The following is a 22,137-nucleotide window of genomic DNA, read 5'->3' as shown; positions in this document are numbered from 1 at the left end:
GGTGTTTGTTGAAAAGAACATTGCGCTTTATCCATAAAATGTAGGCCTTAACGCAAAATATTAATTTACCGTTTATCGATTATAAGTAGTTTTCACTGTTATTCTGTAATCAGAATGTAATTCGTCCATTTATTCTAACTATTTATGGAAAATACCAGAAGGGTTCTAATATTTGACAAAGCTTTGTACAACACATAAACCCCGAAATATGAAAACAATTTTACTTTTAAAAGAAATTTATCTTGAAGGATTCAGAAATATTCAGAACTATGTAGTGAAGCATTATTTTAGAGCGTTTGCTTGGTTTACCTTGGCAATGTTTGTAATTGTTTTATATGCTTTTCTATTCAGATTGTCTACTGGATTCGCATTTTCTAATTTATAATCATGAATAACCAAAGTAGAAGTGAGAAAGCACTTTATATTGCTTTGGCATTTTTTCTAGGAGCCATATTATTATTAATAATAATTATGACCTTTGGGGCATAATCGTTTTTGTTAGTTCTAAAGACCGGCACTGGATAAACCAAGTTCTATGTAAATTATATGAATATTACATATTGGGAGATAAGATAAGCGTGATTTACAAAAGCCATATGTATGGTTGTGGTAAATCACGTAAATGCCAGTAATACATTCACTTTTCTCCCTGAGGACTTTTTATTTCCATCTTCATATTACATGTATGTGAAGAACCATTTTATTTTATTGTTCTTTATCAAAGTCAAATCATTTAGATGCTTGTTAAGCCTTTTACTTTGAATTAATGGGCTGAACCTTTAGTTTACTTCACTATTCAGCATCACATTTATTACATATATTTATAGACAGTAATGTTCCCTTTTTTAGCCTATCTTTTGGGAAACTAAATGAATTGTCGCGATGAGATTCTTATTATCTTTTTTTGTTCTTTTGATGTTGTATTTGCCAGTAAATGCACAAGATGTCTTAATTGAGGCAGAGAGCTTTGATGATCCTGGAGGGTGGACCATAGATCCGCAATTTGAGCAGCAAATGGGTTCGCCCTATCTATTGGCACATGGCATGGGCGTACCTGTCAAAAATGCGCGAACTAAGGTAAAATTCAATTCTAATGAAAAATATCATGTTTGGGTAAGAACTAAGAACTGGGTGCCTGGTAATTGGGAGGCTCCGGGAAGATTTCAATTAAAAGTAAACAATACCCTAATTTCAAAAGAGCTAGGCTTACGTTCTGGTTGGGGTTGGGAATATGTTGATTTCATTTCTGTTGACAATGATACAACTGAATTGCAATTAGTGGATTTAACTGGGTTCGATGGTAGAGTTGATGCTATCTATTTTTCAACTAAAAAGCAAGAACCGCCATCCGATCCAAAGAATTTGGCAATCTGGAGAAGAAATGTGAAATCAGAACCAAATTTACCAACCATAACGAAAAAATTTGATCTAGTAGTAGTGGGAGGTGGTTTGGCCGGTTGCGCAGCGTCTATTGCTGCAGCCGAGGAGGGGCTTAAAGTTGCCCTAATTCATGACCGACCAGTACTTGGTGGAAACGCAAGCGAGGAAATCAGGGTACATACCTTAGGTATTTATGGCAATTTCGAGCGCATACTTAAAAAAATTGATACCGAACATTACCCAAACGGAAGTGCTGATGCCAAATTAGACCAGAAGAAAAGAGATGACAATGTAAAGAGTTATGCGAATATTTCGTTATTTCTGAACCATAGAGCCTACAACGCAAAAGCTGAAAACAGTAGTATCGAATATGTAGATGCCAGGCACACCTCAACGGGAGAACGAATTAGGTTTGTAGCACCTTACTTTGTAGATTCTACGGGCGATGGTTGGATAGGTTTTTGGGCTGGAGCTATGTTTAATTATGGTCGTGAAAGCTCTGATGTCTATGGTGAGATTTGGGAGGAACATGGTGAATTATGGACTCCGAAAGAGGCAGATAATGCAGTTATGGGCTCATCAGTTTTGTGGGGTTCCAAGGAAATGATATCTGAGCAATTCTTCCCAGAAGTTCCTTGGGCAATGCCAGTAGCCAGGACATATGCAAAGGTTGCCGGAGAATGGCAATGGGAGTTCAGTAGACCAGATTTAAACCAAATTGAAGATTCGGAAGAAATCCGAGATCATATGCTGCGTGCCATATATGGTTCTTTTGCCAATGCAAAAAAGAAGACCGAGAATGCTAATCGGAAACTGGAATGGGTGTCATCATTAGTGGGTAAAAGAGAATCTAGAAGATTGGTCGGGGACCATATTTTTACTTTCAATGATGCAAAAGAGGGCCGAAAATTCGTTGATGGAGTGGTTATCGAAACAAGAGAGGTAGATGTGCATTACCAAACCATTTTAGAGGATGAGGAAAATCCAGATTTTATCTCTGAAGCCTTATTCTATAGAACACCAGAGTATTATATTCCTTATAGAAGTTTGTATTCTAAAAACATAAATAATTTGTTTATGGCAGGAAGGAATTTTAGTTGTTCCCATGCAGGTTTAGGTGGGCCTAGAGTAATGCGCACTACGGGACAAATGGGTGCAGCCGTAGGTTTTGCTGCTGTACTATGTAAAAAATATGATGTAAATCCTAGAGATATTTACACAGGATATCTTGATGAATATTTGGCTTTGATTGAAGAACAGAAATATCAAAAAATACCTGAGTCCAAAAAATGAAAACCATTCTTTCCATTATTTTGTTGATTTTGACTTCTGGAAAAGAATATAAGGATGTTGTATGTATTTCAGTCAGTGAGTTAAATAACGAGGTATTGGAAAAAGCTCCTGAATTTTTCTTGCTAGATTGGGAAAAAGGGACTGTTTTGACCTATCAAAAGACTGGTTTGACCATTGATATGGACTCAAAAGGCAAACATGTAATAACTGCCTTGGTTAATAAAGAGAATACCCCCGTATTATATACCTCAGAAATTATTACCCCCGTTTGCGCAGATGGTGAATGTAAATTAATGAATATCAAAGTTTATTGGTCCCTCTTAGGTGAATATGCTGGGTTTGATAGGTACGAAGAATTTCCCTTGACAAAACACGACCATGACGAGTTTGCATTTGAAGATTACAATAAATTACATCAATTATTAAAGGACAATAAGAGTATCCTTGCTAGAAGAAGTATAAGCGAGTTGGTTGAAAAGCCTAAGATGAGAAATGTGAATGGCATTGATGCTATTTCAGGTGCAACTATAACTGAGGTAAAAGAGTCTGTTGTGTCAGGAGCACTATATTCTTGCTATACTGCTTGGCATATTGTACATGGTGAAGTCCGTCAATTATTAAGAATGAATACGATGTCAGTCTTAAATGAGAATATGTTGCTTGAGATGCTTTATAGTAGCAATACAAAATATCAAATGTTTGCGCTCAAAAAACTTGATCAAGCACGGTTTAAGGAACATTATATAAGAATTTCAGAAGTATTCACTGAAGGAGTCCCGTTGGTTAGAAGTTTCATTGTCAAAAAAATACCAGTGAACATTTGGAATTCACCCAAGCTTAGTCAAGTGTTTTGGGATGCTCTACCCAAGATTGATGTTGGTAGTCGAAGTTTGTTACTTGATCATTTAGAATATGCAACACCAAAAGTAATAGAACAAATTTCTGGGCAACTTGAAATTCTCACGAAGAATCAAATAAAGTATTTTTTAAAAATCTTGTCCGAAAAAGAAACTACTCAAGTTATTTTAGAAAAGCTCACATATTTTGTCAATACAAATGAGATATATGGTTATTTGGTAAAAGAGTATTTGGATGGTCTATAGTTTATCGCCTTAACTTACTTTTACCCTGAATGTCCAAGCTAAAAATTCTCTAATTGCTCAATGGCATCACTTACATTATCAACAGGAAGCTTACATGTATTATCCCGGCAGACGTAAATATAAGTACCTTCCTCGACGTACCTATCTTCAAAAAGCGGTAGGTTGCTTTCTTTTTTACTGCCGACGATTAATGTATTTGGGATGTGTTTTTGATGCAGCTCTTTTCGCATTTTGTCTGCATTATTACCGACAACCGCTATTTCAAAAAAGGGATAAACATTTTTCAATTGCAAAGCGGCCCACTGCGTATAACTGGTTAAACTTTCTTGCAATAAGGGCTGAATAGAAATCAGCATATTTTTTGAGTGTGCGGCGTAATCTTTGTTGTATTCAATGTGCCCAAGAGTCAGCAGGTTATGGGCCATTACGGCATTGGGGGAAGGAATCACCCCATCATCATTTTTAATGATTTTCGCAATTAAAGAATTACTACTGTTGAATTTATAAAAATCGGAGTCATCATCTTTGAATCGCTTCTGGGTGGTCTTAATTAGCTGTTGGGCAAAATTCAGATAGTCGGGGTTCATCGAGGCACTATAAAGATTCAATGAGGCATTCGCCAAAAACGAATAATCTTCAAGGAATCCTTCTGTGCGATTACTACCTTTTTTAAACGAATGTACAAGTTGGTTATCTGAGTAAGCATTTTCATGAATAGTAGTAAAAATCGATTCTGCTTCAACTAAAAATCGTGTCTCCCCAAAGGCTTTAAACGCATCGACATAACCATTTATCAATAAAGCGTTCCAGGAAACTATGATTTTATCATCAATTCTTGGTTTTACCCTATCGGCCCTAACTTCGACCAGTTTTTTCTTCCACTCCTTATTGAGCTCCTGAAGTTTTTCGATACTGATTTCGTTTTCGGAAGCGAAAACTTCATCATTCTGATTTTTTCGAAGTACGATTTTATCACCTTCCATTTTAGTGCTAATCTCAGTGGAATAATATTTGGAGAACAATTCCTGATTATTGTTGATGGTACTTCTTAATTCTTCGTTGGTCCATACATAATATTTGCCTTCTTCTCCTTCGCTGTCAGCATCCAAGGCAGCAAAATATCCTCCTGTCGTGTTTTTCATTTCCTTTTGCAAAAACGCAACGGTTTCCAAAACAATTTGCTTGTAAACGGGATCTTTGAAAATAGTATAGGCTTTTGAATATAGACTAATCAATTGAGCATTGTCATAAAGCATTTTTTCGAAATGTGGAATATTCCAATTTGGATCTGTGCTATAGCGATAAAATCCTCCAGCAATATGATCATAGATGCCTCCTTTTGCCATTTGATCCAGGGTGGTTTTTATATAAGAACGAACGGATTCATCATTTGATAATTCAGCATAATCCAATAAAAAATCAAGACTGCCGGGTAACATAAACTTTTCAGGCCCCATATTACCTCCCCTTTCCAGGTCCCAGTTTGGTTTCCATTGGGTGACCCCTTCTTTTAGAATATCCAGAGAGATTTCGCTGTTTTCTTCTGAAGGTTCAATTAGGTTTACATCTTGGATGCCTTTGGAGACCATATCTGCATATTCGTTAGCCTTTGTGGGGTCATCTTTATAAAGGTTGTTTATTTTTTCCAAGACCTGACTCCACTGTGCATTTGTATGGTAAGTTCCTCCGTATAATGGTTTGCCGTTAGGGAGAACAATAACATTAAGCGGCCATCCTGCATTGCCAGACATCAATTGAACTGCTGTCATGTAAACCTGATCAACATCAGGTCGCTCTTCACGATCTACCTTAACACTTATAAAATCATTGTTCATTATTTCGGCCACTTTTTCGTCTTCAAAGGTTTCTTCCTCCATGACATGGCACCAATGACAAGAAGAATATCCAATACTGATGATGACCAACTTATCTTCTTTTGTTGCTTCTTCAAAAATCTCATCACTCCACGGCTTCCAGTTTACAGGATTATGAGCGTGTTGTAACAAATACGGGCTGGTTTCTTTGACTAGATCGTTGGTAAAGGCGTGATTTTCATTTTGGGCTTTGTTGTCTTTGCACGACACTATTAAAGCAAAGAAAAAAAGCATATAACCAAACGAAAGAGTATGTGTTCTTAACTTTTTTATCATAATATAACATGTAAATAGCTGCCAAAATACAACATGGTATTGAATGTTTTAGTTAAATTGGAACTTAATACTTAAATGCCCTGAATATTGCTTTGTTTTGACCTTTGAATTCTATAGTTAAAAAAGAAGGAAGTAATATTTCATATTCTATCACATCAATTTAAACCAATGACAAAATTCTTCAATTTATTTCTAATACTGCTAGTTGCCTTAGGGTGTAATACTGAATCAAAAACCCATTCTAAAAAACCTAATATAGTCCTCATTTTTGCAGATGACATGACGTATACGGCAATCAATGCTTTAGGGAACAAAGAAATACAAACCCCTAATTTAGATCGTTTGGTTAAAGGTGGGACTACGTTTAAAAACGCTTATAATATGGGTGCTTGGAATGGCGCTGTTTGTGTCGCATCTAGAGCTATGATGATTTCAGGAAGAAGTGTTTGGAATGCCAATAACTTTAGACAAAATTGGCTTGAAGGAAAAGAGTTTGATAAAACCTGGGGTAAGTTAATGGAAAGTGCCGGTTATGATACTTATATGACTGGAAAATGGCATGTTGATGCTCCCGCAGATTCTGTTTTTCAGAATGTGACACATGTTCGAAGGGGAATGCCTTGGGATTCTTGGGGCCATGGAGGCAAGATTCCTGCTATCAATGAAATGATAAAGGAGGGTAAATCAAAAAAAGAGATTAGAGCCATTGGGTACAATCGTCCATTAAATGAAAATGATACCACATGGAATCCTGTTGACAAAAAGTTTGGAGGTTTTTGGGTCGGAGGCAAGCATTGGAGTGAAGTCTTAAAAGATGACGCAGTTGGTTTTATCGATCAGGCAAAAGTGAAGGATAACCCTTTTTTCATGTATTTAGCGTTCAATGCTCCCCATGATCCAAGACAGGCACCTCAAGAATATGTTGATATGTATTCTTTGGATAAAATAAGCTTGCCAAAAAGTTGGATGCCAATGTACCCCTATAAAGATAGTATTGGTAATGGTCCAGGACTTAGAGATGAGGCGTTAGCACCTTTCCCGAGGACAGAGTACGCCACCAAAAAACATATTCAAGAGTATTATGCTTTGATTTCACATATGGATAATCAAATAGGTGAGATTTTGGATGCTTTGGAAAATAGCGGGAAAATGGAGAATACATATGTCATATTTACTGCCGATCACGGCTTGGCAATTGGGAAACATGGTCTTTTAGGAAAACAATCCCAATTTGACCATAGTATTAGACCTCCGTTTATGATTGTAGGCCCAGATATCCCAAAAGATGCTAGTATAGATAAAGACATTTATTTACAAGATGCCATGGCGACCAGTTTAGATTTGGCGGGTATTGAAAAACCGGACTATGTTTTTTTTAACAGTATAAAAGATTTGGCAAAAGGCGAACGAAAAGAAAGCCATTATAAAGAAATATATGGAGGGTATACGACGACTCAAAGAATGATACGTAAAGATGGTTATAAACTCATAGTTTATCCCAAATTAAAGAAGGTATTATTGTTCAATATGGAAACCGACCCAGAGGAAATAAATGATCTCTCCGAAAATCCAGAATACCAAGGAAAAATCAACACCCTGTTTAAAGAGTTATTGGTGCTTCAAGATGAGTTAAATGATGAACTAGATATTAGTTATGTCTTGACACAAAATGATAACTAATCGGAATTATGAACCTTAATAGTTCTATACCCATATACAGCTACAACCAAAAAGCAAATCAATGGAAGTGCAAAGGAAAAATTCACTTCTGGAACTCCAAAAATATCAACGTCAGTATAACCTGAACCTCCAATATCCAAAATTGCCCCTTGCAAGACAGGCATAATGGCACCGCCAACGATTGCCATAACCAAGAAAGCAGCCCCAAATTTAGCATCTTCCCCAACCCCTTCTAAAGCTATACCATAAATGGTCGGAAACATAAGGGACATACAAAAGGAAATGCCCACTAAGGAATAAAGACCTATCATGCCCTGGATAAAAATTGCTCCTAATGTAAAGGCCATTGCACCAATTGCAAAATACATGAGTAACTTTCCAGAGCTGACAAATTTCAATAAATAGGTGCCTATCCATCTTCCGACTAAAAAAATACCTAAGGCCCAGTAGGCGTATGTAACTGCGCTTCTATTGTCGATGCCCAAAGTTTCTGCGTATTGATAAATATAGGTCCAGCACATGATTTGCGCACCTACATAGAACATTTGTGCATTTACACCCTCAACAAATTTCTTATTTTTAAAAAGACGTTTAACAGCACTGGCTACGGACCCACCACCCACTTCTTTCTTTTCCGGCATTTTGACCAAAGCAATTAATACCAACATGAATAGAACAAACAGTCCTAAAAGCACATAAGGGTTGCGAATGACCATAAGATCAGACGTCCGAACCGCAGTTTTTGCGGTTTCTGATAGCGTATCGTAAATCACATTTCCTTGTGTATCGAGGTCGTCAGATTGTAAAGAACCTAAAATAAAAGTTTGCGCAATGAACAGTCCGGTCAATGCACCAATTGGATTAAATGCCTGGGCTAGGTTTAATCTTCTGGTTGCTGTCTTTTTGTGTCCCATGGACAAAACAAAAGGATTGGCTGTGGTTTCCAAAAAGGCCAATCCAAATGTTAGAATATAAAGGGCAGCCAAGAAAAAACCGAATTCTTCGTAGGCGGCGGCAGGGTAAAATAATAAGGCTCCTAAAGCATATAGTATTAAACCTAGTATAATCCCCTTTTTGTATGTATATTTTTTGATAAAGATGGCTGCAGGAAAGGCCATGGTAAAGTAACCCCCGTAAAATGCCATTTGTACCCATGAAGCCTGCGTATTATTCAATTCCAGAATCTTTTTGAATGCGGATACCATTGGGTTTGTAATATCGTTTGCAAAACCCCATAAGGCAAATAACGAAGTAATTAATATAAACGGCAGTAGTAACTCTTTTGAAACTACTGGTATTTTGTTGCTGTTTTCCATATTAGAATATTGGTTGGTTGTTTAGAATTTTATTCGGTCAATAAAGATCGGTCAAGATGAACATAACCACCATCTACGGTTATGAACTGCCCGGTTGTATGGGAGGATCGTTCAGAAATTGTAAATAAGCAAGTGTTGGCGATTTCTTGAGTTGTTGTCATTCGATTTTCAAGGGGGATTTTTTTGATTATGGATTTTAGCTTTTCTTCTCCATCTACCAAGGTTTTAATCCACGTGTCATAAGCAGGGGTCCAACTTTCTGCAATTATAATCGCGTTGGATCTAATACCATATTTTATGAGATCAACCGCCCACTCTCTGGTCAAGCCTAGAACCCCTCCTTTAGATGCGGCATAACCTGAGGTTCTTCCCTGTCCCGTCAGTGCTACTTTGGACCCAATGTTCAAAATGTTTCCTTTGGACTTTTTTAGAAATGGTAAGGCATGCTTTACGATAAGAAAGTAACTAACCATATTTAATTTTAACGAATTCATGAATTCTTCATAAGAGGCATCAAGTCCAACCCCATCATTAACTCCAACATTATTTATTACAGCATCTATTCTACCATATTTGCCTGCGATAGTATCTAAAGCCTTTTTAATCTGATCTGGGTCTGTGACGTCTGTTTTGCAAAAAATGGCATCAACACCCTTTTCTTGTATTTCGCTGATGTAACCAAAGCCTCTGTCATTTCTATCAATTACGGCAGGTATGGCACCTTCATTCACCAAATTCTGTAGAATGGTCTCTCCAATACTACCTTTCATTCCCGCTGCCCCAGATATTACTACTACTTTGTCTTTTAAACCTAAATCCATTTATTTTTATTTTAGATTATAAAATTGCATTGCGTTCTCGCCCATTATTTTTGCTTGTTCGATCAGACTGAGTTTTGATATGAAATCGGTTGTCAAAAGTTTAACCTGGTCATATGTGCCAGCAACAAGGCAAACAGGCCAATCGGACCCGAACATAATCCTGTCTGGTCCAAAAGAAGATAATACCAAATCCAAATATGGTTTAACCTGATTCGGTGTCCAAGAATTGAATTCGGCTTCGGTAATCATTCCTGATAATTTACAATGTACATTTTCATGTTTGGCTATCTCATTCATCAATACTGCCCAACCGTCAAAAAAACCATCCTTAATATAAGGTTTGGCAATATGGTCAATAACAAATTTCTGATTTGGAAATTTTTTCACAAACTCAAGAGTTGCACCCAATTGATGTGGAAAAACTAATATGTCATAAGTGTAATTGTACTTTTTCAAAGCTCCAATTCCTCTTGTAAAATCGGGACGTAACAAGAAATTATGATCTGATTCACCTTGCACAATATGTCTGAACCCTTTTAACTTTTCAAAGGATGAATACTTCTCTAGATAACTGTTGATTCTGGAAGAGCGAAGGTCTACCCAGCCAACCACACCTTTTATGAAAGAATGATCTTTGGAAAGTTCAAGTAAAAAATATGTTTCGGACAGTGTTTGGTCAGCTTGTACTGCAACACAACCATCAACACCATTTTCGGCATATGTTTTTTCTAAATCGACAGGCATAAAATCCTGACGGATAACTGACATGGAGTCATCTATCCATGCGTGTTTATGGGTGTCATATTTCCAAAAATGTTGATGGGCATCTATCGTCATAACTACTGTGAAATTTCTACTTTAATAACCGTGGCCATATTGTCGATTGAAGTTGAAGGTGCCTTTAAAGATAAGCCGTTTTCTTCATTATATGTCCATTCGATTTTTTCATCGCTCCCCAAAAAGGTTACATTTTCAATACTAGGGGCATCATGGATTTTTTCTTTCGCAAAAGATTCCAGCAAGATTTCTTTATTTGGTTCTACAGCCCCTAAGACAATGCCATAAATAGTGTAATCTTTAGTAGTATAGCGAATATCCTTATTGGAATATTTTAGTTTCATAAACGCCTTATGATTTTTAAAATGACCTTCTGGTTCTTTAGTAGGCCCTTCGCCAAAAGTGTACCATGCTTCGGTTCCGTAAATGGCTTCGCCATATTTTTTTAACCATGCACCCATTTTTAATATTCCCTCTTTTTGATTGTTGGGAATGGTACCATCTGCCTTGGGCGAAACGTTCAAAAGAAGAACTCCATTTTTACTTACAATGTCAATAAGCATATGTAATACATCCTCTGCAGGTTTAACTCCTAAATCCTCTGTATAACACCAACTTCCGTCACTAATAGTAGCATCGGTCATCCAGGTTTTGGTGCCAATATTGTTCTTTCTGGCTTGTTCCAAATCTTCGACACTCATATTGAGAGGCATGTCATGTTGCTTCCTGACAATCACTGCTTCTTGATCTATCTTAGAAGCTTCGTTAAGATAATAAGCGGCAAATTCTTTACGGTATTTTGCTGGAATATCACCCAAAACGTAATCAAACCAAATAATATCGGGATGGTATTTGTCTATTACTTCCTTTATTTTGCCGAACCATACTTCTTTATACCATTTTTCGGGTTCCATATTCCCATACATCAACTGCAAATCTGGGTCGTTTGAGGTAGGTGGCATACCTTCAAAATTGGGATAATGGCTATTGGGAACCTCTTTTCCAATTTCAGTACTTCGTTGTAGATTCTTTGCATGGTGAAAGGCAGTTATAAATTTCATTCCTTTGCCTTTAATAGCCTTTTCCAATTCCCCGGTAATATCACGTTTCGGTCCTGTATCCATCGTGTTCCACGGTGTGATTTCACTATCCCACATGGCATAACCATCATGGTGTTCTGCAACTGGGCCAGCAAATTGTGCGCCGGCATCTTTGAAAAGTTGCGCCCATTCATCTGGATTGAATTTTTCGGCATTGAACATAGGAGCGAAATCATGGTAGCCAAACTCGGATGGCTTCCCGTATTTTTCTACATGGTGTTTGTACACTTTATGGTCTTTAAAGTGCATCCATCTTGGATACCACTCACTGCTGTACGCTGGTACAGAATACAAGCCCCAGTGAAAGTATATTCCCAGCTTTGAATTTTTAAACCATTCTGGAGACTCATTATGGTTTCCCAAAGAAGCCCAATCTTTAGTATATTCTTGAGATGCAGCGGCTGTCACTTCTTTTAAGTTTGTGACCTCATTTCTTTCACCGCACGTAATAAATAATAATAAAATTGAAATACTCAATAATTCTAATCTAAACTTTTTCATAATTGAAAATTAAATATTGCTATGATTTAAGAGAACATTTTTAATGCTTCCTTCATTCCTTTGTCCATGATATTTGCTAAACATATGGTTACAAAATCTTCCAATCCATCATATTTGGTAAGGTCTGTGTTCCAAAACTCAGTATTTGAAAGTACGTTGTTAACTATAGTTTCGTAATTGTTATTTGACCATAGTTTATGGTAAAAATCCAATACTTCTTGGGTATCTTTTAAAGGTATGGGTTCAGTGTTTCTTTCACCTTTGTAAAAGGCGATTAGAGCTGCTAATGAAAACAAAAGTCTTTTTGGCAGCGCGTTTTTTCTTTTGATATAGTCCAATACAGAAGGTAAAATCCTTGTCTTATATTTTGAGATTGAATTTAAAGAGATACTCAACAAGGCATGTTCCAAATACGGATTTCTAAATCTATCTAAGACATCTCTGGAGAATTGATCTAATTCTTGCTCAGATTGATTCAAAGTTGGGCAAATCTCTTTGAATACAGCATCTTTAAGAAAGGATCCAACTATTGGATCTTCCAAAGACTCTCGAACATTATCAATACCATATAAATAACCCACTGGAACCAATGTAGTATGTGCGCCATTTAATATACGAACTTTTCTGGTTCGGTATGGTTCCAAGTTATCTGTAAAAACGACATTCAAACCACATTTTTCTGTGGGTAATTCATTTCGTAAAACAGGTGGCCCCTGTATTATTAACAAATGAAATTGTTCCCCAACGACCATTAATTTATCACTATAGCCCAGTTCAGTGGTGATTTCAACTTCTTCTGTTTTAGGAAAGCCAGGAACAATCCGATCAACAAGGGTATCACAGAAAAAGTTATGCTCAATAATCCAATTTATAAAATCTTTACCCAAGCGCCAATCTTTGGCATGTTGTAGGATGATTTTTCTTAGAGTTTGCCCATTTTTCTCAATGAGTTCGAAAGGGATGATTATTAAACCTCTCTTGGTTTTTTCACCCATAAAGTGTTGAAATCTATGATATAGAAAGGCAGTTAATTTACCTGGAAAACTACTTTGAGGGGTGTCACTTAATTTATCGTTCTTTTCATAAATAATTCCTGCTTCCGTGGTATTTGAAAATACAAATCTTAAATCTGGATTTTTGGCACATGACAAATATTCGACATGATTTTTATATGGATTAACTACGCGTTGTATGCAATCAATAATGGAGTATTCACTCTGGGGTTTTCCATTCTTTATACCTTTTAAAAAAAGGGTATATGCTCCTTCCTGGGATTTCAACTCATCATAATTGCCTCTATTAGTTGGTTTTACTGCTATTACACCGCTGTTAAAATCTGTCTTCTGGTTTAGTTCTTGAACAATCCAGTCAATAAAGCCACGCATAAAATTACCTGCACCAAATTGCAAGATTCGCTCTGGGAATACGTTTGCAGCTGTTTTTCTTTTAAGTGATTTCATTCTTTTTTTAAAGTGAAATTCCTCTTTTCCAAGGGATAAAATCATTTTGTCCGTTCATATTTGCCTTTGTCTCTTGTTCACCTCCTGCCACTTGGATAATAAATTCCAGAATCTTTTCACCCATGCTTCCAATACTATCTTCACCACTGATTATTGAGCCTGCATTTAAGTCCATCAAGTTTCCCATTTTCTGGAATAAATGGGTATTGCTGGACAGTTTAATTACAGGGGCGATAGGATTGCCAGTTGGTGTTCCCAACCCAGTTGTGAAGACAATGACAGTGCATCCAGAGCCAGCCAAGCCTGTAGTACTTTCAACATCATTACCAGGGGTGCATAAAAGATTTAGACCGGGTTTTGTGATTTGTTCTGTATAATCCAATACATCGGTAACAGGGGAAGTACCACCCTTTTTTGCGGCTCCTGCAGATTTTATCGCGTCAGTAATCAAACCGTCTTTGATATTTCCGGGGGATGGATTGTTTTCAAACCCCGATCCAACGGCAATTGCAGCATCTGAATAGGAACGCATAATACTTTCAAATTTGCTGGCCGCCTCCAGTGTCTCACACCTATTGATTAGTTCTTGTTCCACGCCATTGAGTTCTGGAAATTCAGAAAGAGCAGGAGAACCTCCTAAGGCAACCAATAAATCTGAGGCGTAACCAAGGGCTGGGTTTGCAGAAATCCCTGAGAATCCGTCAGAAGCACCGCACTCCAATCCAAGTACAAGTTTACTTAAGGGAGCGGGACTTCTTTTGATATTATTTGCTTTGGTAAGACCAACAAAAGTGTGTTTCACGGCTTCTTCAATCAACTGTTTTTCACTACTGATATTTTGCTGCTCCAAATAGTAGACAGGTTTTGCGAATTCAGGGTCGTTCGTTGCGATTGCTTCTTGTAGTATTGGTATTTGAGCATGTTGACAACCTAAACTTAAAACTGTTGCTCCAGCCACATTTGGGTTGGTGATATAACCTGCCAATAATCTACAGAGTGCATCCGAGTCTTGTCTGGTTCCACCACAACCTCCATCATGTCTCAAAAACTTAATACCATCAACGTTGGGGAAAACCCTGTTTTTCTTTATTTCTTCTTTGGTTGTGATTATTGGCGTATCGTAAATGTCTTCCTCGGAAGCTCCTTCTTTAAATTTGCTAATCAGTGCTTGGGTATTGATCTCAAAATCCTTTTGGGTTTGGTAACCCAAAGATTCTATAAATATTTCTTCGAGTACATCAACATTCTTGTTTTCGCAAAAAACCAACGGAATAACCAACCAATAATTGGCTGTGCCAACGGTTCCATTTGCTCGATGGTATCCATTAAAGGTTCTGTTCTTGAATTTTTCAATGTTTGGAGCCTCCCAATGATATTTTTGTTCAACTGTTTTATAATCTTCAGAGGCATGTTTTACATTATTGACGGTAATTGCAGTACCACTTTTTATTGTTGTTGTGGCTTTGCCTATCAAAACGCCGTACATATAAAGTTCATCACCGATTTCGAAGTCGTTCATGGTGAATTTATGTTTGGCTTTAACATCCTCTTTTAGAATAATCTCGCTATCATTTATGGAGACTTTGAAACCTTCATCTAAATTGGCCAAAGCCACCATTAGGTTATCCCTAGAATCTATTTGTAGATATTTAATCGGCATATTAAAATTGAAATATATGTTGGTTATTTTTTAAAGCATTATCTCACCAATCCTTATTACTTTTTTCATATTTGTTCAATCAATTTAAAAGTCCACAGTAGCTTTAATGACACCCGTGGCTGGATCCAGCCAATTATCAAAATTGTGGATCATATTGGTGAAATCTACATTATGGGTTATGAAAGATGAAACTGGAAATTGTTTCTTTTTGAGCACGGTCATAACATGTTTAAAATCATCCAAAGTGGCATTTCTACTACACAAAATTGTAGATTCTTTGGCATGAATTTCAGGGTGAACAAAATTTAGGTTCCCTTTGGATAATCCTACTAAGATGTATCGTCCACCATGTGACATATAATGGATTCCTGATTCCAAAGCCAGTTTATTTCCAGAAGCATCAAAAACAGTGGTCGCCAGGTCTCCCTTAGTTATTTTCATCACTTCGTTAACAGTATCATTATTGGCAATTATTGTATGATCAATGCCCATAATCTCTTTGGCAAAACTCAATCGTTCACTATTGTTATCTATTGCGATTATCTGTACACCTTCAAGTTGAGCCAATTTCATAATACCCAGTCCTATCGGCCCGCAACCGACCACGACTGCAGTCTCATCCTTTGAAAGTCCTGATCTACTAATAGCATGTGCCCCAATAGCCAAAGGCTCTACAATAGCTATTTCATCATCCGTAAGTTCATTGGCTTTAAGCAACAATTCTATTGGAACGTTAATTTTTTCTTGCATACCTCCATCGGTGTGTATGCCCAATACTTGCATGTTCGTACAACAATTATTTTTGCCATTTCTACAGGCAATACATGTATTGCAACTAACATAAGGCATTATTACGACCTTATCACCGGCTTTTAGACCTTTTTGGTTAGTGGGGATAGAGATTATTTCTGCAGCTAATTCATGACCTAATATACGAGGGTAAGTGAAAAATGCCTGATTCCCAGCATAAGCATGTAGGTCTGTGCCGCAAATACCAACCTTGTTTATTTTCAACAAAGCATGGCCTTTTACGCCTAACGGCGCTTTTTTCTCTTTTAAGAGGAATTTTCCAGGTTTTTCGCAAACTATATATTTCATGTTTTTAGAACGAATATTATGATTTTGTTCTTAGACCTACTAAGTCAAAAGTACTCGGATAAAAAGGAAAAACCCACTACTTTTAAAACCATAAGCAATACTTTTTTTGCCTATTATGGGTATTTGATGTAATTTTTGTAATTTAAATGTTGGTTTATTTCTTAAATTATTAGTGCCAAAATGAGACTCCATCTACTAAATAGGGAAACTCCGGAAAACAATTCTTTTATGGTTACAAAACATCGTGTGCCATACTTCTTGAAGATTTGGCATTATCATCCAGAGTTGGAATTAGTGTTAACTATTAAAAGCGCCGGAACCAGATTTGTTGGTGATAGTATTGAAAAGTTTGATGAAGGAGAAGTTGTGTTAATAGGCAAAAATCTGCCACATATGTGGTTGAATGATGAAGTGTACTTTGATGAAAAATCTGATTTGATTGCTGAGGATATAGTTATCCATTTTAAAAAACAATTTCTAGGCATAGATTTTCTCTCTTTAAATGAAATGGAACCAATAGCCAATTTACTGCAAGAAGCAAGATATGGGATTAAATTTAATGGCCTTGATCATAGCGTCATTCGATTGATAAAGCAAATTGCCGAAATGAAGGTCGGATTTGGAAGGACAATAGAATTTATTAAGCTTTTGCAAATTCTAGCAGAACACCCTGAAAGTAAACTACTATGTAGTGAGGTCTTTGTAAATTCATTCAAAAAGAATCAAAACGAAAGTTTGGATAGGACTTATGAGTTTGTTTTTGAAAATTTTATGCGGTCTATTAACCTAGAACAGGTTGCAAAGGTAGCCAACATGAATCCTTCAGCATTTAGTAGGTTCTTTAAACGTGTAAATCGAAAAACCTTTTCCAGATATCTAAATGAAGTTCGAATAGGATATGCCTGTAGGTTAATACTCGAGCGTGAAAGTAACATTACGGCGATTTGTTATGAATCCGGTTTCAACAATATTTCTAATTTTAATAGACAATTTAGGTCAATAATGAATATGTCTCCTACTGAATATAGAGCAGGATTCACTAAGTTGGATAAGGGCCATCTGTCAAAAGTTGAAATAAAAAAGAAGAACTATGCGAACAGTTAAAGATTTGTCCAAGGTTCATGGATTGGCCTCTGATTTATTTAAATGGCCACAATCACATAAAGAATGGGAACCCTATAAACTCTCAGATGAACAGGTTGCTTTTTTTCATGAGAACGGTTATTTGTCCAATATAAAGTTGCTTGACGACTGGCAAGTGGATAGATTAATTAATGAGCTCGTCGAAATCCAAGATCCTAATCATCCGGCAAATGATCTTTTCTATGAGTTTCATTCCAATGAATCGGTTGATCCGAACAAAGCAATATTTCATTCCTTAGGTCACTGGCGAATTACCCCCGGTTTTCACGACGTAAATTGGAACCCTGCTTTTTTAATGGCCGCCAGTCAATTGTTGGGTGACAGGTCAGTGCGTTTTTGGCACGATCAGTTGTTTTGTAAGCCTGCAAAGCATGGTGGAGTAGTCGCTTGGCACCAGGATTATTCTTATTGGACCCGGACTATTGAAATGCAGCACTTAACTTGCTGGACAGGATTAGATGATTCAACAAAAGAAAACGGTTGTTTACATTATATTCCAAAGAGTCATAAATGGGGTTTATTGGATAAACCAGTTTTAACCGGACCAATGGATGATTTTAAGGAGTGTTTAAATGAAAAACAAAAAGAAGAATTCAAAAGTAGTGTTGCAATTGAGTTGAAGAAAGGGTATGGAACTTTCCATCATCCTCTAATGGTGCATGGGTCTTATGCTAATACTTCTGAATTTTCACGAAGGGCTTTTGTGTTGAACGTTTTTGCAGATGGTACGGTTTCCAATACGAATGAACCTCTATTGAGTGGAGTGCCTGTAATTGAGAAAGGTCATAAAATGAAAGGTCAATTTTTTCCATTGTTATTGGATAGAAACTTATATGCAAAATAGGATGGTTCATTTTTGGCTTAGTTGAAATTAAAATTTGTAAGGTGTTATGAGAGATTTTTTAAACGTTTGGACCAACATATTACTTTTTATTTTGGGATTTTTTTGTATCCAAACAATACAATCTCAAGGCCAAGATGAAAAACCTAATATTGTTTGGTTGGTAACTGAAGATAATTCCAAACATTTTTTAAAACTTTATGACAAGGATGGAGCCTCAATGCCACAAATAGAAACGCTCGCGGATAAGGGCATTGTTTTTAACAATGCATTTTCAAATGCTCCTGTCTGTTCTGTGGCTCGTAGTACAATTATCTCTGGATGTTATGCCCCCAGGGTTGGGTCGCAATATCATCGCAAAATGAAATTGTCACCAATGCCCCAAGGGTTAAGGATGTTTCCCGAGTATCTTAGGGAAGTGGGTTATTATACCACGAACAATTCTAAAGAAGACTACAATTTTGTTAAGTCAGGAAAAGTATGGGACGAATCTTCACGCGGAGCTTCTTATCAAAATCGTAAACCAGACCAGCCATTTTTCCATGTGCAAAATTTTGGCACAACACATGAAGGTCAATTGCATTTCAGCGAAAACCAAATGCAACGAAATATTACGAAGACCTCGGTGCAGAACGTTACCGTCTTCCCTTATCATCCCAATACGGCTATCTACCGCTATACCAATGCCATATATCATGATTTGCATCAAAAAGCTGATATTCAAATCGGGAATTTTATAAAACAACTAGAGGATGATAATCTTATGGAAAACACCATTATTTTTTATTATGGAGATCATGGTGGTGTACTTCCCAGAAGTAAAGGATACGTTTATGAAAGCGGACTAAATGTACCAATGTTAGTCTATATTCCTGAAAAATGGAAGCATTTATCACCGCTGCAGATGGGGAATAGAACTGATGCATTTGTTGAGTTTATTGACTTAGCACCCACTATTTTAAACTTAGCTGGAATTTCCGTCCCGGAGCAAATGGACGGAACTCCTTTTCTGGGAAAGGGAGTTACTCAAGAGGATTTGAATGATATGGACACGACTTTTGGCTATGCAGATAGGTTTGATGAGAAATATGACTTGGTAAGGTCGATAAGGAAAGGAAAATACAAGTACATTCGTAATTACCAACCTTTTATTATAGACGGTCTTTACAATTTTTATCGGTATAAAATGTTGGCCTATAAAGAATGGTACGAACTCTTTCAAGAAGGTAAATTAAATGAGGCTCAACAGCAGTTTTTCAGGCCAAGAGCGGCAGAAGCCCTGTACAACATAGAAAAAGACCCACATGAAATTCATAATTTAGCGGCTAATCCAGCTAACAGAGAAATTTTGGAGGACCTGCGGCAAGATTTGCAGAAGCAAGTAAAATCAATGCCTGATTTGAGTTTTTATCCTGAACCACACTTTATAGAAAATGGTCTTTTGAATCCTGTGGATTTTGGAAAACGGAACAAAACGGAGATAGCAGAGCTAATTACAATTGCCGACATGAGTTTAAAAACTTTTGATGATGTTAAGGATAGATTAAGGGTCACTCTTGAATCTGATAATCCATGGAAGAAATATTGGAGTTTAATTGTTTGTAGTTCTTTTGGTGAACAGGCTTCTTCTTTCTATAAAACAGCAGAAAAAATGATTGAAAGTGAAGAAGAAAACTTGGTGCGTATTAGGGCTGCTGAATTTTTGGTTCTAAACAATCAAAAGGTTACAAATGACAACCTACTCGAGATTGTGAAAAATGCCAAATCGGAGACAGAGGCCAATTTGATATTGAATAGTATTGCCCTTTTAAAAATGGTGCAACCTGATTTTGAAATTCACATAACAAATTCAATATTTCCAACAGATTGGCTAGCGAAAGATGGCGACTTGGTAAAAAGGCGTATTGAATTTATAAATTCCAAATAATAAGCAAAATATAATATTGTACATATGAGCAAGACAATTCAATTCAACTTTCTATGCGTATTAACATCACTAATTTTTTTCTCTTGCAAGGAAAATAAAGATGTTTCAAAAGAAACTGCTGAGACATTAACCGACAAGCCTAATATCATTGTTATTTATGCAGATGATTTGGGATATGGGGAATTAGGGGCTTATGGCGCGACTGAATTAAAAACTCCAAATTTGGATAAATTGGCAAATGGGGGATTGCGTTTTACAAATGGGTATGCCTCTTCTGCGACTTGTACCCCTAGCAGGTATGCATTGCTGACAGGTATTTATCCCTGGAGAAATAAAAAAGCCAAAATTCTTCCTGGAACGGCTCCCTTAATTATTGACACTGCTCAGACAACCATTCCTAAAATGCTTAAGAAAGAGGGATATTATACTGGTATAGTTGGTAAATGGCACTTAGGTTTGGGTAGCGGAAATGTAGATTGGAACCAGCGTATCTCTCCTGGTCCCAATGAAGTAGGGTTTGACTACAGTAATATTTTGGCAGCCACACAGGATAGGGTGCCAACAGTATATATAGAAAATGGGAATGTAGTAAACTTAGACCCAAGTGATCCGATTGAGGTCGATTATAACAAAAATTTTGAAGGCGAGCCTACAGGATTGAAAAACCCTGAAATGTTAAAGATGAAATGGCATCATGGGCATAATAATAGTATAGTGAACGGTATTCCACGAATAGGTTTCATGAAGGGTGGTGAAGCAGCCAAATGGGTCGACGAAGATATGGCAGATTATTTTTTGGAGGAGGCTCAACAGTATGTAAAAGACCATAAGAACTCCCCTTTTTTCCTGTATTATGCGTTACAGCAACCTCATGTGCCACGTACGCCACACGCCCGTTTTGTCGGTAAATCTGGTATGGGGCCAAGAGGAGATGTTATTGTGGAAGCAGACTGGATGATTGGAGAATTCATGAAAACTTTGAAATCAGAAGGGTTGCTAGAAAATACACTTATCATATTTTCAAGTGATAATGGTCCTGTGGTTAACGATGGGTATTATGATGATTCCGTAAAAAAACTAGGTAAGCACAAACCTGCAGGGGTTTTGCGGGGGGGCAAATATAGTTTGTTTGAAGCTGGCACTCGTGTGCCTTTTATTGCTTACTGGAAAGGAAAAATTATTCCAGGAACTTCTGAGGCCATGGTATCTCAGTTGGATTTATTTTCATCTCTCGCTTTTCTGGTAAACAGTAAGGAAAATACCAGTGATAGTGAAAATATGTTAGATGTGTTAATGGGTAAAAGCAATGCGGGTAGAGAAACTTTAATACTTGAAGCTTCAACAAGAACTGCCTTGCGCAAAGGGGATTGGGTAATGATTCCTCCATATCAAGGACAAGCCAAGAACAAATATGTAAATATTGAATTGGGCAATGACAAAGAATATCAATTGTACAATTTAAAATCGGATATTGGACAGCAAAATAATCTGGCTGTGTCCCATTCGGAAAAGTTGAAAGAAATGATAGGGGTTTTTGAAGATATTAGAGGAAAAAATCTTAACAATACTGAGAGATTGGAACTGAAATAACTTTTACTATTGGAACGGATGACTGTACTTATTAGAGGTGTATATTGAGCTAGGGCCTGGATAGCAATTGTACTATTAAACAGAAAGCCCATCAACAAGGATGGGCTTTGTAATTTTATAAATAAATAGGGAGATAATATTTGGGGAAATCTCTGGTTTGATTGGCCTAAATGATACCAAACGCGGCTAACAAAAGACCGCCAACAACCGCTAGCAAAATAGCAACCAATATCACTACCATAATGCTTAAAAAGCCGTTGAGCATCTTAGTGCCAAATGTAATTTCCTGCTCCATGA

Annotated in this window: 17 protein-coding genes; 8 read left to right on the top strand and 9 right to left on the bottom strand. The window is 36.9% G+C overall.

What is annotated here, in order from left to right:
• Positions 1–208 precede the first annotated feature (208 nt).
• The 3 genes from FB2170_RS17410 (at position 209) to FB2170_RS17000 (ending at position 3,776) form a co-directional block, all read left to right on the top strand.
• Positions 209–385, top strand: coding sequence for a DUF6747 family protein (locus FB2170_RS17410; RefSeq protein ID WP_013305367.1), 177 nt, complete (start codon positions 209–211; stop codon positions 383–385).
• A gap of 497 nt (positions 386–882) precedes the next feature.
• A complete protein-coding gene (locus FB2170_RS04670; RefSeq protein ID WP_013305365.1) occupies positions 883–2,673 on the top strand; it encodes an FAD-dependent oxidoreductase in 1,791 nt (596 codons plus the stop codon).
• Positions 2,670–3,776, top strand: coding sequence for a hypothetical protein (locus tag FB2170_RS17000; protein ID WP_013305364.1), 1,107 nt, complete (start codon positions 2,670–2,672; stop codon positions 3,774–3,776). The genes FB2170_RS04670 and FB2170_RS17000 overlap by 4 nt, the downstream gene beginning before the upstream one ends.
• 38 nt (positions 3,777–3,814) lie before the next feature.
• Here FB2170_RS17000 and FB2170_RS04660 read toward each other — a convergent pair whose 3' ends face one another.
• Positions 3,815–5,926 (bottom strand): thioredoxin domain-containing protein, encoded by a 2,112-nt coding sequence (locus FB2170_RS04660; RefSeq protein ID WP_013305363.1) that lies wholly within the window; start codon positions 5,924–5,926, stop codon positions 3,815–3,817.
• A 168-nt stretch (positions 5,927–6,094) separates the two neighbouring features.
• Here FB2170_RS04660 and FB2170_RS04655 point away from each other — a divergent pair, with 168 nt between their 5' ends.
• On the top strand, positions 6,095–7,606 hold the full coding sequence (locus FB2170_RS04655) for a sulfatase-like hydrolase/transferase (RefSeq protein WP_013305362.1): 1,512 nt from the start codon (positions 6,095–6,097) through the stop codon (positions 7,604–7,606).
• On the opposite strand, the gene fucP is transcribed toward FB2170_RS04655, so the two are convergent.
• From fucP to FB2170_RS04620, 7 genes are all read right to left on the bottom strand, one after another.
• Positions 7,603–8,922 carry an L-fucose:H+ symporter permease gene (fucP, locus tag FB2170_RS04650; protein WP_013305361.1) on the bottom strand — a complete coding sequence of 440 codons (1,320 nt, stop codon included), beginning with the start codon at positions 8,920–8,922 and terminating at the stop codon, positions 7,603–7,605. The two genes, FB2170_RS04655 and fucP, sit on opposite strands and share 4 nt — an antisense overlap.
• A gap of 29 nt (positions 8,923–8,951) precedes the next feature.
• Entirely contained in the window at positions 8,952–9,743 is a 792-nt protein-coding gene (locus FB2170_RS04645; protein ID WP_013305360.1) for an SDR family oxidoreductase, read from the bottom strand.
• Between the two features lie 6 nt (positions 9,744–9,749).
• A complete protein-coding gene (locus tag FB2170_RS04640) occupies positions 9,750–10,580 on the bottom strand; it encodes an amidohydrolase family protein (protein ID WP_013305359.1) in 831 nt (276 codons plus the stop codon).
• Between the two features lie 2 nt (positions 10,581–10,582).
• A complete protein-coding gene (locus tag FB2170_RS04635; RefSeq protein WP_013305358.1) occupies positions 10,583–12,121 on the bottom strand; it encodes an alpha-L-fucosidase in 1,539 nt (512 codons plus the stop codon).
• A gap of 26 nt (positions 12,122–12,147) precedes the next feature.
• Positions 12,148–13,581: a tagaturonate reductase gene (locus tag FB2170_RS04630; protein ID WP_041632676.1), complete on the bottom strand. Its 1,434-nt coding sequence runs from the start codon at positions 13,579–13,581 to the stop codon at positions 12,148–12,150.
• Between the two features lie 7 nt (positions 13,582–13,588).
• Positions 13,589–15,241 (bottom strand): UxaA family hydrolase, encoded by a 1,653-nt coding sequence (locus FB2170_RS04625; protein WP_013305356.1) that lies wholly within the window; start codon positions 15,239–15,241, stop codon positions 13,589–13,591.
• Between the two features lie 84 nt (positions 15,242–15,325).
• Positions 15,326–16,339 (bottom strand): zinc-binding alcohol dehydrogenase family protein, encoded by a 1,014-nt coding sequence (locus FB2170_RS04620; protein ID WP_013305355.1) that lies wholly within the window; start codon positions 16,337–16,339, stop codon positions 15,326–15,328.
• A gap of 228 nt (positions 16,340–16,567) precedes the next feature.
• Here FB2170_RS04620 and FB2170_RS04615 point away from each other — a divergent pair, with 228 nt between their 5' ends.
• Genes FB2170_RS04615 through FB2170_RS04600 form a run of 4 tightly spaced genes read left to right on the top strand, consistent with a single transcriptional unit; the run spans position 16,568 to position 21,840 of the window.
• Positions 16,568–17,443, top strand: a complete 876-nt coding sequence (locus FB2170_RS04615) for an AraC family transcriptional regulator (protein ID WP_013305353.1) — start codon at positions 16,568–16,570, stop codon at positions 17,441–17,443.
• The gene (locus FB2170_RS04610) at positions 17,430–18,326 is read left to right on the top strand and encodes a phytanoyl-CoA dioxygenase family protein (protein ID WP_013305352.1); all 897 of its coding nucleotides are present in this window, start codon (positions 17,430–17,432) and stop codon (positions 18,324–18,326) included. The genes FB2170_RS04615 and FB2170_RS04610 overlap by 14 nt, the downstream gene beginning before the upstream one ends.
• 46 nt (positions 18,327–18,372) lie before the next feature.
• The gene (locus tag FB2170_RS04605) at positions 18,373–20,250 is read left to right on the top strand and encodes a sulfatase (RefSeq protein WP_013305351.1); all 1,878 of its coding nucleotides are present in this window, start codon (positions 18,373–18,375) and stop codon (positions 20,248–20,250) included.
• 24 nt (positions 20,251–20,274) lie between these two features.
• Entirely contained in the window at positions 20,275–21,840 is a 1,566-nt protein-coding gene (locus tag FB2170_RS04600) for a sulfatase family protein (RefSeq protein ID WP_013305350.1), read from the top strand.
• Positions 21,841–22,006: 166 nt separating this feature from the next.
• On the opposite strand, the gene FB2170_RS17610 is transcribed toward FB2170_RS04600, so the two are convergent.
• A complete protein-coding gene (locus FB2170_RS17610) occupies positions 22,007–22,135 on the bottom strand; it encodes a hypothetical protein (RefSeq protein WP_013305349.1) in 129 nt (42 codons plus the stop codon).
• Positions 22,136–22,137 lie beyond the last annotated feature (2 nt).

Origin of the sequence: Maribacter sp. HTCC2170 (assembly GCF_000153165.2) — a bacterium.
Classification (GTDB): Bacteria; Bacteroidota; Bacteroidia; order Flavobacteriales; family Flavobacteriaceae; genus Maribacter_A.
The sequence above is the reverse complement of the archived record's forward strand: the minus strand, read 5'-3'. Positions and strand labels throughout refer to the sequence as shown.